The sequence below is a fragment of the Paenibacillus sp. 01T431 genome (assembly GCF_056398625.1).
The window spans coordinates 84,579-96,768 of record NZ_JBFTPT010000005.1; the positions used below are offsets into that span (position 1 = coordinate 84,579).

General features: G+C 41.9%; 12 protein-coding genes. 9 read left to right on the forward strand and 3 right to left on the reverse strand.

The annotated features are described in order from the left end of the window. The first annotated feature begins 24 nt into the window (after positions 1-24). Positions 25-834 carry a type II pantothenate kinase gene (gene coaW, locus AC1DM9_RS10430; protein WP_477579890.1) on the forward strand — a complete coding sequence of 270 codons (810 nt, stop codon included), beginning with the start codon at positions 25-27 and terminating at the stop codon, positions 832-834. A 125-nt stretch (positions 835-959) separates the two neighbouring features. Next, entirely contained in the window at positions 960-2,402 is a 1,443-nt protein-coding gene (locus AC1DM9_RS10435) for a serine hydrolase domain-containing protein (RefSeq protein WP_477579892.1), read from the forward strand. An 86-nt stretch (positions 2,403-2,488) separates the two neighbouring features. Here the strand turns inward: AC1DM9_RS10435 and AC1DM9_RS10440 are convergent, their stop codons facing one another. Beyond that, a complete protein-coding gene (locus AC1DM9_RS10440; RefSeq protein WP_477579894.1) occupies positions 2,489-3,271 on the reverse strand; it encodes a phytanoyl-CoA dioxygenase family protein in 783 nt (260 codons plus the stop codon). Positions 3,272-3,387: 116 nt separating this feature from the next. On the opposite strand from AC1DM9_RS10440, the gene AC1DM9_RS10445 reads away from it, so the two are divergent. Beyond that, positions 3,388-4,266, forward strand: a complete 879-nt coding sequence (locus AC1DM9_RS10445; protein ID WP_477579896.1) for a helix-turn-helix domain-containing protein — start codon at positions 3,388-3,390, stop codon at positions 4,264-4,266. A gap of 105 nt (positions 4,267-4,371) precedes the next feature. Next, positions 4,372-4,680, forward strand: a complete 309-nt coding sequence (locus AC1DM9_RS10450; RefSeq protein ID WP_076270544.1) for a hypothetical protein — start codon at positions 4,372-4,374, stop codon at positions 4,678-4,680. A 102-nt stretch (positions 4,681-4,782) separates the two neighbouring features. Here the strand turns inward: AC1DM9_RS10450 and AC1DM9_RS10455 are convergent, their stop codons facing one another. Continuing rightward, positions 4,783-7,821 (reverse strand): family 43 glycosylhydrolase, encoded by a 3,039-nt coding sequence (locus tag AC1DM9_RS10455; protein ID WP_477551640.1) that lies wholly within the window; start codon positions 7,819-7,821, stop codon positions 4,783-4,785. 231 nt (positions 7,822-8,052) lie between these two features. Here AC1DM9_RS10455 and AC1DM9_RS10460 point away from each other — a divergent pair, with 231 nt between their 5' ends. Continuing rightward, positions 8,053-8,421 (forward strand): DUF4180 domain-containing protein, encoded by a 369-nt coding sequence (locus tag AC1DM9_RS10460; RefSeq protein ID WP_475448452.1) that lies wholly within the window; start codon positions 8,053-8,055, stop codon positions 8,419-8,421. A gap of 45 nt (positions 8,422-8,466) precedes the next feature. Here AC1DM9_RS10460 and AC1DM9_RS10465 read toward each other — a convergent pair whose 3' ends face one another. Next, on the reverse strand, positions 8,467-9,345 hold the full coding sequence (locus AC1DM9_RS10465; protein WP_441911789.1) for a DMT family transporter: 879 nt from the start codon (positions 9,343-9,345) through the stop codon (positions 8,467-8,469). Positions 9,346-9,493: 148 nt separating this feature from the next. Between AC1DM9_RS10465 and AC1DM9_RS10470 the strand changes: the two genes are divergently transcribed. From AC1DM9_RS10470 to AC1DM9_RS10485, 4 genes are all read left to right on the forward strand, one after another. After that, positions 9,494-10,372 (forward strand): LysR family transcriptional regulator, encoded by an 879-nt coding sequence (locus AC1DM9_RS10470; RefSeq protein WP_339208447.1) that lies wholly within the window; start codon positions 9,494-9,496, stop codon positions 10,370-10,372. Between the two features lie 101 nt (positions 10,373-10,473). After that, on the forward strand, positions 10,474-11,001 hold the full coding sequence (locus AC1DM9_RS10475; protein WP_477551639.1) for a GNAT family N-acetyltransferase: 528 nt from the start codon (positions 10,474-10,476) through the stop codon (positions 10,999-11,001). Then, positions 10,994-11,755 (forward strand): hypothetical protein, encoded by a 762-nt coding sequence (locus AC1DM9_RS10480; protein WP_477551638.1) that lies wholly within the window; start codon positions 10,994-10,996, stop codon positions 11,753-11,755. Before AC1DM9_RS10475 ends, AC1DM9_RS10480 begins: the two co-directional genes overlap by 8 nt. A 39-nt stretch (positions 11,756-11,794) precedes the next feature. Next, positions 11,795-12,178 (forward strand): nuclear transport factor 2 family protein, encoded by a 384-nt coding sequence (locus AC1DM9_RS10485; protein WP_477579898.1) that lies wholly within the window; start codon positions 11,795-11,797, stop codon positions 12,176-12,178. Positions 12,179-12,190 lie beyond the last annotated feature (12 nt).

The window sequence follows — 12,190 nt, forward strand, 5'->3', positions numbered from 1 at the left end:
GGAGAAAAGAGATGACAAATCAAGATGAATATTGGAATTGATGCTGGCGGGACACTTATCAAAGTTGCATATATGAAAAATGATCTGCTCAAATTTAAAAAGTTTCCTATTGCTGATTTGGAGCAAGTGGCTTCTTGGATAAACGGATTAGATAACATTAAGATCTGTACGACAGGTGGTAAAGCCACTTTTTTGAGATCGTTATTAAGTCAAAAAGCTGAACAAATCGTTGAATTTGAAGCAACATCGAGTGGTGTGCGACATCTTCTTGCAACAAGTGGAATAACGGAGGAGTCATACATATTAACGAATGTTGGCACCGGAACTTCAATTCACCATATAGACAAAAGCGAGCAGCAGCGCGTCGGCGGTACCGGGGTCGGCGGCGGCACCATGATGGGGCTATCACAGCTGCTTACAGGATTAAATGACTATGACAGCATTGTACCTTTAGCAGCAAAAGGTATACGAGATCGTATAGATTTAAAGGTAAGTCAAATTTATAAGGGGACAGTGCCCCCTATACCAGGAGATTTAACAGCCAGCAACTTCGGGAATGTTGACCCTATGGTATCGAAAGCAGATTTGGAAAAAGAAGAACTACTAGCTTCTGTCATTGGAATGGTAGGGGAAACGGTGGCGACCGTTAGTGTTCTTGCGGCTGGACAATGCGGCGTATCCTCTGTCGTATTCATCGGTTCGTCGTTTATTCGAAATGAATTTCTTAAAGAAGTGGTACAAAGCTATACGAGGCTTAGAGGGGCAAATCCCATATTTCTCGAAAATGGGGAGTATTCAGGTGCCATTGGCGCTTTGCTGCATGTGAGTAAATAAAAACAGCTAGCAAGTAGAGTATTCAAGGAAATGATAGTTCAACGAGACATCTATGATAGCGCTAACAAAAGTGCTTGCCAGTCCTCTGAAGTTGCAGTAAGTTAGTAGTATAAAGGAGGAATGAAATGATGGAACGGACTACTCTTCATTTACCCAGAAGTCAGCCGGAAGCACAAGGAATACCCTCCGCTGCTGTAATTGCCTTTTTAAATACTGTAAAAGAAAAAAAGCTGGAACTGCATAGTTTTATGCTGCTTAGACATGGACAGGTAGTATCAGAGGGATGGTGGAAGCCTTATGCATCAGATATTCCTCATATGCTGTTCTCGCTTAGCAAGAGCTTTACCTCAACTGCCATGGGTCTCGCTGCTGCTGAAGGGAAATTGTCGTTAAACGATGCGGTTGTATCGTTTTTTCCGGAAGATGTTCCAGCCGAGATAAATTCTAATTTAGCTGCGATGGAAATCCGTCATTTGCTAATGATGGGAACAGGCCATGATCAGGACACAACAAGTAAGCTTCAGCAGTGTGAAGATGGAAATTGGGTCAAGGCGTTTCTGGATGCTCCTGTTGAGCATGCACCTGGTACACATTTTGTCTATAACAGTGGGGCTACATATATGCTGGCAGCCATACTGCAGAAGGTGACTGGTCAAACGCTCCTTGAATATTTGCAGCCGCGGTTGTTTGAACCGCTTGGCATTGAAGGTGCGACATGGGAATCTTGTCCTCGGGGAATCCATGTTGGTGGGTGGGGGCTAAACATTACCACGGAGGATATTGCTAAGTTTGGCCAGTTATATTTGCAGAAAGGCTTGTGGAATGAACAGCGTCTGCTACCGGAAGATTGGGTTGATGAAGCAACGTCAGCACAAATATCCAATGGAGACGGTGGAGTGAGTGACTGGGCGCAAGGTTATGGCTACCAGTTCTGGCGATGTCGGCACGGAGTGTACCGCGGTGACGGTGCATTCGGTCAATTTTGTATCGTCATGCCGGAGCAAAATGCGGTGCTGGCAATGACAAGCGGTACAAATGATTTGCAAGGTATTCTGGATGTGGTCTGGGATCACTTGCTCCCAGCAATGGAATCTTCGTCACTTCCTGCAAATCAGGATGCATATTCGAAGCTTGCGGATGAATTGCAGCAGCTAGCGCTACCGCTGCCGCAGCTGCCGCCGGATTCACCATTGGAAGCCATCATTGACGGCATTGAATATACGCTCGAACAAAACGAACCGCTTTGGAAAAGCATTTCTATATCCTTCGAGGCTAATAAAGCCGTCGTCCTTCTGAGCAAGGAGGATATTGAATATACGATTAAGCTTGGTCGAAGTGCCTGGGTAGAGGGAACGACGCCTCTGTTTCAGGGAGAATATCAGCGCTTCTTTGGCAGCTTTGCCTGGGAGCAGGAAAACACGCTTCAGTTGACCTTGAGGTTAATTGAAACGCCTTTCTCTATTCATGTCCACATCCTATTTGATGGAGACAACATTGTATTAAGTCAAAACTCAAATGTATTAGCTGAAAAGTCTGAAATTCGTGGACGGAAAACGGAAGTGAAATAGTTAAAAGCCGCATTAAATGCGGCTTTTTTTTTTGAGATAACTGTGATTAACGTAACATTATTGATAAGTTGTTTGATATTTATCTTTTATGCTAGTTTCGGGAACAATCCGCCTTGTATGCTGTCCCCAGCTGCTAGACCCAATCCTTCCGTACAGCTGTGCGGCTTTCCGCTAAATATTGTGCCATCCGGCATGAAAATAATAGCAAGCGCGCGTCGCGGTTTATCGGTATGATTGGCATTCGCATAATGGAACGTCAACCCGTCATGAAAGGTACAGCTTCCGGCTTTCATACGCACGACCACCGCAGTGTTTCTATCCACGTCTTGAGCTCCTGCATCGGCAAATATATCATTTGGAGCAACTAAGTCGATGCTTTTTAAATTTTTTATTTTTTGCGATTTTGGAACAAACATCATACAGCCGTTGTTCTCATCCACATCATCCAATGCGATCCAAATAGAGAATGCTCCGCTTTCCTGCATCGGCCAATATGGCCAATCTTGATGCCAAGGCGTTGGCTTGGAATCATTCGGCATCTTCAAGAGGGCATGATCATGAAATAAACGGATTCCTTCAAAACCAGTAAGCTGCTTGCCCATATCTGCAAAACGATTGCCTAACACGAACCGGGCCATCCCGCCATGATCTCTCCATGTGTTTACACGCTGATTCAGCACTTTGAAGTAAGAGCCGCCAGCTTGGTCCGTCTGAATGGAGCGCCCTGTAGTATCACTCATTGCTTCTTCCAAATACGTCCTCAGTTCTTGCAGCTCGTCCTCGGAAAGTACATTATCCACTTGAACAAAACCGTTTTCCCGATAAAAAATGATTTGCTTTTCAGTCAAAACCCTCTTATCATTCAACATAACCATTCTCCCTTTTATATAAAGTTCTTAGGTTTACTTTACGATAGGGAGCCGTTCGAATTCTTGGATGATCTACAAATAAAGTAGGACGATCTGCTAAGGAGGATGGACTTGAAATGTCTATTCTAAATGGAAATGCATTTTTCGAGGACAGAGAGTTTCCTTTTTTTATACAGCGCTATCAAATTAAAAAAGGTGAGGTCATTCCAGCGCATACACATGATTTTGTTGAGCTTGTGTATGTGGCTAAGGGCGGAGCGCTGCATGAAATGGCCGATCAAAGATATCCGCTTGCAACCGGTGATGTATTTGTCATCGAGCCGCAAACCTATCATGGCTACTTTAATACCGATGGGGAAGAAACGATCGTATACAATCTCCTATTTGAAAAGCAACTGCTTCAGAAGGAATTGGGCGTCCTGCTGCAAATACCAGCCTTCATTAATTTCTTTTATCTCGCTCCTTTTCTAAGGAAAAATGCCTCTTTTGTACCGTATATATCATTGAACGAACATCAGCGGGGGCAATTGGAATTTCTTCTCCAAAAAATTCACAAGGAGTTTTATGAAAAGCCGGTAGGTTATCAGCTCGTCATAAAAACAAATTGGATCGAGTGTTTGGTATTGTTAAGTCGTTATCAGGATAACAACGAGAACAATAATAATAGTCCGCTGCCGAAAGAGGAATGGATGAGTTCTATTTTGCATTTCGTAGAACAAAATTATCGCCAGCCGTTATCGTTGAATCAGCTATCCCAAACCTGCGGCATGAGCGTATCATCCTTCACGGCAAAATTTAAGAAAGCGACAGGCATGAGCCTCATGGACTACAAGCATTCCCTTCAAGTCAGGCATGCTTGTGAATTGTTGAAGGATCATCGCAACAAGGTTGTACATGTCGCATATAGTTCCGGATTTCAAGATGTCAGCTTCTTCAATCGGATTTTTCGCAAACACATGAGGATGACGCCAAGACAATTCCGCAATGGATTGTAGCGTTATTATGGCCGAATTGGTTGAATATCTGGAAGCAAGAGTGTAAGGTTAATGATGCTGGACTAACTGGCTGATCAGCATAAGAACAATAGTGGAGGTAACTTTATGAGTCAACGCTATAGAATTACAAGGACAATGCAAGAGCAGAACCATTCAGAGCAAAACATATCTTTGGAAGAGTGCAAAAGTTATTTTGCTGCCAAACCTGATTTTTCGTATACATCGGTTTTCACTGTAAAAGGGGAAACCACGATGTCTATTGATGGTGATTTTTTTATGTGGAGCTATGGCGATATCACAATCCCGTTCAGGCATTATCAGGGAGATATATATGTGTCTGGAACTAATGAAGCCGTGATCCCTAAGATGATTGAGGTTGCGAGCGAATTGGGTGCGGACGTGGTGGAAGGGTAAGAAGCAATATTTTATGTAATATCGTGAAAAATAAAGCCTCCTATCCGTAAAGTGATTTTACTGGCAGGAGGCTTTTTTTAATTGATGATTGAATGGATAACTTTATTGTACAATCGTTTTTGCAATAAAGGCCAGATCAACAATATCGATGACGCCATCATGGTTGATATCTGCTTTTTTGATCGCATTCCAATCAGGGCTAGTTGAATTTTTGCCATAGCTGGCTGCTGCAATACCAAGATCACCAACGGTCACTTTTCCATCTGAATTCGTGTCTCCTGATGTTGGGACATGGACTGCGTTTTTAAATGCTTGCAGTGCTTGATTCAAGGCGGTAACCGCTTGATCAATTTCCGCTTGGTTTACAGCTTTATCGGCTGCTGCTTTGGCTGTATTAATCGCTACTTGCAAAGCGGCTTTGGAACCAACAGGGTATTGTCCTGGCGAACTGCCTTCTACAGCTGCTTGAACGGCTGCCTCTGATTGTGCAATTAAGGCGTTCAAAGCTTCTTTGTTCAGCTCAATCGTGCTCGTGACTTTAACATTATGCGTGACAGGAGCAAGTGTCGTCTCCACGCCTGCTGAATTGGCAAGCTTCGCTTGCGAGAGTGTAATACTCGTATTAGATGACTCTTTAATCGCTTTCCAGTTTAATTTAAGCAATTCTCCATCGGCGATGACAGCATGATCTGCACCTTGACTTGCAAGCAAAATCCGAATTTGTCCGGGAACGTCCGTTTTAGAATCAATAACGATAAGACCATTCTTTATGGACTCCGCCGAAACAAATGCGAGCTTGTCGGCATCATAATCAAATGTGAGATCCTGAGCATAAATGGCATCCTCTGATTTAGTCGACACATGCGTTAACCCGTAATTTACTTCGAGGCTTTCACCTAATGAAAGGTGTGAAGCACCTGTAAGTGTCCCCGTTAATTCGTCTTCAGCAGGGGGATTGAGGTTAGGAACATCGGCTTTATACATCGTCAAAAAGTCCAAATTCACATTGCCAATCGAACCATTATCAATACGATAACTGATCACATTTTTGCCAGCCTTTAAGCGTAAACGCTCAGAAGCGGTAAACCATTCATCCCAGCTGATCGCCGTTTTATCTGGGCCAATCGTTTTTACTTGTATGCCATTTACATATACATTGATGTTTGCTCTTGCGGGCAACTGTGTCGTAGGATTATTTGTAGATTCACCATCGACCTGCACACCATAAGCGTATCTAACACCCACGATGTAATCACCATCTTCAGCTGCATTCACTACAAAACTGGCTTCTGCACCAGCTTTTTTGGGCAGGTTAATATAACCCGTTCCTTGATAATTTGCATGACTGTTGTCTTTCGTAATCTCACCATAAAGAATAGCATCTTCAGCTTGATACATATCTCCGAGTCCTAAATCACCAGAAGGCAAGTCCTGCCATTCATATGGCGATACAGGGATACCGAAATGAGGTGTTCCATCTGCATTCCAACCAAATTTTTGAATATTGACCTGCCGCCACCAGTTGCGCCCAGTATCTTGATATACGCGCGAATGATAAATCATCCAATCTTCCTTGCCATCTGCCGATTTGACAAAACCTGCTCTGGCAGGGCCGGAAACATCATCTGTAGCAACGAAAACATCATTTGTGCGCGTCCAAGAATCCGGGTTCAAAAAATCGCCATCGGTATTCATAAAATAAGATAAACGATAGCCATTTGATGCATAATCACCTTCGGACATGGTAATAAATGCTTTCCCATCCTTTTGCAATACACGAGGGCCTTCACCGCCGCCGCCTGGCAGGAAGGAGCGGTCTGCTGTAATTGTATAGGGGTTATCCATTGGAGCAATTGCAGGGCCAATGGGTTCGCCGGAGCCTAAAGTGCCCCAAACTGCATACAGTTGTCCTTTGTAGTCGAAGACCGTGAAATCATTGGCTTGTTTATAAACACCGTTTTCACCTGCATATATGGCGCCTTTATCTACGTACGCTCCTTGCGGGTCGTCCGTCACAGATTCCAAAACCGTTGCCATATGCTTGTAATCAAACTCTTTTAAGTCAGCGCAATAATAGATATACCATTTGCCATCAAAGAAGAAGAGCTCAGGTGCAAAAATCCGAGTTTGTGTTCCTTGGGAATCGAATACCATAATTTTTTCGCCTTGGTCTAACAGGGTACGAGACTTGGATACATAAACTTTATTGTTGGAGTCTAAATTGCTTGAAGAAACAAAGTAATAAAAACCATCTTTGTACGTTACAAAGGGGTCCTGTCCTTGATACAGCGGGTTGTTAAATTTATCAGATACGGAGGAGCTAGTAACTCCCATTTCTTTCATAAAGTCAGAACGGGCAATCGATACGGTCTTTATTGCATCATCGAGCAAAGCAACCTTATCTAAATCACTAATTTCTTTGTCATCAATAGTGGCAAGAAGCTCTGTCGCAGTTATTTTAGCAGCGTTTAAGTTGTTTACTACGCTTTCTGCTACTTTGTCTGCAAAGTTTTCTGTTAAGTAATCTACCTTTTGAATTTCTGCGGTCAAATCAGCTTTCTTAGTCGTGAGTACACGATCTGTAGGCAAATAAAGTGCTGATTCTGGCACGACCTCTCTGCTTTGGCTAGCGCTTTCCCATTCCATCTTAAGCCAAGTGCCTCCCCAGCCTTGCAAGTATTCAACTTTAATATCGTAATGTTTGCCTGCTTCTAATGAAATAGAGGTGCTAACTTGTGGTTTTTCCCATGCTTGCTGCCAGAAGTCAATGATCAATGCTCCATTAACCCATAGTCTGAAACCATCATCACCAACCATATGGAAGGTGTAGTCTTCTGAATATTTTGGAACGATTGTACCTGTAAAACGTGCTGTATTAAAATCGGGGGTTCCTGAGAGCTGATTGAAAATGCTTGCAAAAGAATCGCCGTTTAGATTGGAGACCGCTCTTTCTCCTCGAAAATCATTAAAATTAAAAATAGTAATATCTTCACGATTGTTAGGGTTCTTTTCACATTTAAAAAACTCGCCCAGCAATCCGTGACCGTCCACTACTGCATCAGCAGCACGAGCATTTGCGGGTATAACAATCGTGCCTGCAAACACAAACATGGCCAAAAGTATTCCTAGTACTCTTTTCATCGTTAAGCCTCCTGATTTCTCATTCTTATCATGCAAAGTAGGGAAGTATTGCTCCATAGCTGCTTCTCAAATTACCTCCTTTTCTCGTCCTATTGATTGCTTCAAACTTACCATTTTTTATCGATTATAGATTTGTAAAATACGGGCTTTTTTTGCGTTTTTCTGCCCTTTTATTTATCAGATGGAGGGTATGTGTTAAAGTATGGAATATTAGCGAAAGGTGGAGTAATGATGGAAATCGAAATTGATCAGAAGGGGAATTCCAAAGTTGCAATTATAGAGAGCACAGAAATTGTTATAAGCGACGTGCAAGGGGCACTGGACTTGATGGCAACTGTGAATTATACAGATGGCTGCCATAAACTATTGATCCACAAAGCGAATATAACAGAGGAATTTTTTGATTTAAAAACAAAGCTTGCCGGGGAGATTTTGCAGAAGTACACGAATTATCAAGTTAAAATCGCAATCGTTGGAGATTTTGATGGTTATGAAAGCAAAAGCTTGAAGGATTTTATTTATGAATGCAATAAGGGGAAGCAGGTTTTCTTTCTAAAAGATAAACAAGCTGCACTCGACGCACTGCACAATGTCAATTAATGCTATAAAGAAAAAGGCAGCCAAGGGTAATTGGCTGCCTTTTTCTCATGAAACAGCTAATTGCTTCTGTTTCTTATTGCTACCGTGCCATCCGGATACGAGAACACCGAGTAATACAAGCGCTGCGCCGATATAACCTTTGAATGGCAATATTTCATTGATGAATACAAACCCGAACAAGGCTGCAAACAGCGGTTCGAGCGAAAAAATAAGCCCGGTTCGGATAGGAGTCGTATATTTCTGAGCTAAGGGCTGAACCACATAGCCAAATGCACTGCACACGATACTTAATACGAGTACGGCTACCCATCCTTCTGATGTATTAGGAAGTTTGGGCGTTTCGAATAGAAAAGAGAAGAACAAGCCATAAGCACCTGCGAATCCCAATTGTAAGATGCCTAAGTTCAATGTATTCGTTGTTTTCGCCGCAGAATCGGTAATTAGAATATGTATGGCATACAATAGAGCCCCCATCATACATAAGAAATCTCCCGGATATATTCGCAGCTCGCTGTTTAATGTAAGAAATCCAATACCTATAATAGCAAGGCAAACCCCAATGACGAGGCTAAGCTTAAGTTTTTTCTTGAACACGGTGACATAAATTAAAGGGACAAATATAACGGTTAAGCTAATTAAAAATCCGGCGTTAGAAGTTGTGGTCGTTTTTAGACCAAACATAATGCCTGTAAATACACCAAATAATAATAATCCAAGCAATGCTGCATATTTTAACGTCTTCAGATCGGTTTGACGCAAGCTTTTGTGGAAGAGGGCGGCCGATAAAAGGAACGCAAACCCGCAGCGAAGAGCAATCAAATTAAATTCTTCAATTGAATTCAGCCCCAGCTTCATAAAAATGTAGGATGAACCCCAACATAACGTAATCATTAAAATAAGAAAATCGGCTTTCAGCGGCTTCAATCTGTACCATCCTTTGTTTAGCAAGTGTTAGTAATCGAACTGGGTGGATACCAAGTACTAACACAGTATACTAAGGAAGGATTAACAAGTATATTGAATGTTTGTTATGATATACATTAGTAAACCTCATGTTAAAGGCGGGCTATCGATGAGTATTAATAAATACGAAGTTTTCATGAAAGTAGTTGAACAAGGGAGTCTGACAAAAGCTGCTGATCTGCTAGGATTCACGCAATCGGGCGTAAGTCATATGATCAAAAGCTTGGAAATAGAATTGGGTTTTGCCCTCCTGCTCCGAGGACGGTCGGGGATAAAATTAACGGCAAATGGAGAGCAGATGCTAAAGCCAATTCGTGAAATATTAAACTGGAACGAACAGTTGAAACAGGTCGTGTCATCAATCCATGGTTTGGAGGCAGGTACGATCCGTATAGGCACCTTCACCAGCGTATCGGTTCATTGGCTTCCTGGCATGATTAAGCAGTTTCAGAAAGAGTATCCGACCATTGAAATTAAGCTGATGGAAGGCGACTATCAGGAAATAGAAAGCTGGATTGAAGAAGGTCAAATTGACTGTGGCTTCATATCTATTCCAACTCGCGGCACATTTGAGGTTATTCCTCTAAAGAAGGACCGAATGCTGGCTATTTTACCGCTGGATCATCCTCTAAGTGAGCTGTCCTATTTGCCATTAGCCAAACTCGAAAATGAACCGTTCATCATTTCGAGCGAAGGTTCTGATTATGATGTCAGGCGGGTTCTAGATCACGCATCGATTAAACCCAATATTAAGTTTTCGTTAGGGGATGATTTTGCGATTATTGCCATGGTGGAGAATGGGCTTGGCGTCAGTATCCTCCCTGAGCTTGTTCTTCAAGGGCGCGACCATAAGGTGTGCGTGATGGAACTAGAGGAGCGCAGCTACCGTTCACTCGGAATTGCCGTCCAATCCATGAAAAATGCATCACCCTCCGCAAGGCGATTCGTAAATTATGTCCAGCAATGGTTGGAGAATTGGGAGCAATAAGAACTGGGCTGACCGCACGAAAGAACAGGAAGATAGTAGAGTTTAAAGGGATTTCATAGTAAAATATACTAAAAATTAAATAACCAAGGGGGTTGCTGAATGTGATCATTGAGACGGAACGGTTAATTTTAAGAGATTTTGTAACCAATGATTTCGAAGATATACATGTGTATGCATCGAATCCGGTCGTAGTGAAGTACATGTTATGGGGACCAAACTCGAAAGAGGATACACAAAGCTATATGAATATGATAGCCGATATGCAAAAGCAACAGCCTCGACTTGGTTATGAACTCGCAGTGGTCATGAAAGAGAACAATCAGTTGATCGGTGGTTGTGGAATTCACATCATCAAACCTTCACAAGGAGAGCTTGGTTATTGCTTTAATCATAACTATTGGGGAAGTGGCTTCGCATCAGAGGCTGCGGCTGCCTTGCTTGAATTTGGATTCCGTGAGCTCAATCTTCATCGAATATATGCAACCTGTCGCCCAGATAATATTGGATCGGCTAAAGTGCTGCAAAAAATAGGGATGAAATATGAAGGACATATTAGGGAGCATATGCGCCATAACGAAAAATGGCATGATTCCTATCAATATTCCATTTTAGAAAATGAATATGTCTAGAAGGCTGCTGACTATAGTATTAGCTGTATTGTTAATGATGCTTGTTTTCTATTTTGTAAATGGTCGTGATCAGGCTAGTCAGAGAGAGATTAACGATGCAATGGATATCGTTCGTCAGGATTGTAAGTTATGGTGTCTCGACTCTTTAACTACTTTTCAATATGTGGGCAAATATAATGGTCCTTCACGTAAACGAAATTTAGTTATTGAATTGGAAAGAAAAAAAGATAAGCTGCCAGAAGCTAGTTATTATGTCACTCCAGGTACGAAGAATTTTATGAAAATTATACACAACTGGCGAACAGCAGCCATTGATGATGGCAGCGCTGCTAAAGCTAAGGAATATAGTGATTTAGACTATACACTTATCAAAGAGAAAAATAGGCTTAATCTAACTTCACAAATCATGCACATAAGCACAAATAGTGAAGAATTAGCTATGTATCGTGGTAAATTGATAACGTTATTCGGTACTCCTTTAATTGAGACGGATGATGATGAAAATGCTTATTCGTATTTATTTGAGGCTAAGGATCATGCAAACAACAAGTGGTTGTTTACAGCGTATCAGGGCCCTTCGGGTTTTGCCATCGGAGGCGACCCTAATCAGAAAGATAGTAAAGCCGCAGCCGTTGCATTTGTAGACGACCTAAGTAAGCTCGATCCTGCTGACTATGAACGTATTTTAACTAACCACGATTTTGATTCTAAAGTCATATATGGCTGTAAACAAAAAAAGTGTTATTCGAAATGAGCGATGGGTGTAAGGCTAAAATGTGAGGTGACAATGATCATGGTTAGTGAAGAGGATAAAGCAATCATTAATAATTATGTTGCTGCTTATAATTCATTAGATGTAGCGGGAATGGTTAAGTTTTTGCATAACGATATTATATTCAGGAATGTTTCCAATGGCGAAATTAACACTGAAACCAGAGGTATACAAGAGTTTATACAATTGGCGGAAAAATCCTCAAAGATGTTCTCTAGCCGCTGTCAGACAATCATGAGCTATCATGCTGTAGAGGACAAAGTAGAAGTGCAAATTGATTATGAAGGAATACTAGCTGTTGATTTGCCTAACGGATTAGGCGCAGGAGACAAAATACAGTTAAAAGGGAAATCAATATTTGGGCTGGTAGATGGAAAAATTTCTATGATAGAAGATTATAGTTGAAGATAATTGCTA

What these genes read in the sequence shown, in the direction of transcription:
- coaW (WP_477579890.1), top strand. Translation starts at nt 25, where the DNA reads ATGAATATTGGAATTGATGCTGGCGGGACACTTATCAAAGTTGCATAT.
- AC1DM9_RS10435 (WP_477579892.1), top strand. Translation starts at nt 960, where the DNA reads ATGATGGAACGGACTACTCTTCATTTACCCAGAAGTCAGCCGGAAGCA.
- AC1DM9_RS10440 (WP_477579894.1), bottom strand. Translation starts at nt 3,271, where the DNA reads ATGTTGAATGATAAGAGGGTTTTGACTGAAAAGCAAATCATTTTTTAT.
- AC1DM9_RS10445 (WP_477579896.1), top strand. Translation starts at nt 3,388, where the DNA reads ATGTCTATTCTAAATGGAAATGCATTTTTCGAGGACAGAGAGTTTCCT.
- AC1DM9_RS10450 (WP_076270544.1), top strand. Translation starts at nt 4,372, where the DNA reads ATGAGTCAACGCTATAGAATTACAAGGACAATGCAAGAGCAGAACCAT.
- AC1DM9_RS10455 (WP_477551640.1), bottom strand. Translation starts at nt 7,821, where the DNA reads ATGAAAAGAGTACTAGGAATACTTTTGGCCATGTTTGTGTTTGCAGGC.
- AC1DM9_RS10460 (WP_475448452.1), top strand. Translation starts at nt 8,053, where the DNA reads ATGGAAATCGAAATTGATCAGAAGGGGAATTCCAAAGTTGCAATTATA.
- AC1DM9_RS10470 (WP_339208447.1), top strand. Translation starts at nt 9,494, where the DNA reads ATGAGTATTAATAAATACGAAGTTTTCATGAAAGTAGTTGAACAAGGG.
- AC1DM9_RS10480 (WP_477551638.1), top strand. Translation starts at nt 10,994, where the DNA reads ATGTCTAGAAGGCTGCTGACTATAGTATTAGCTGTATTGTTAATGATG.
- AC1DM9_RS10485 (WP_477579898.1), top strand. Translation starts at nt 11,795, where the DNA reads ATGGTTAGTGAAGAGGATAAAGCAATCATTAATAATTATGTTGCTGCT.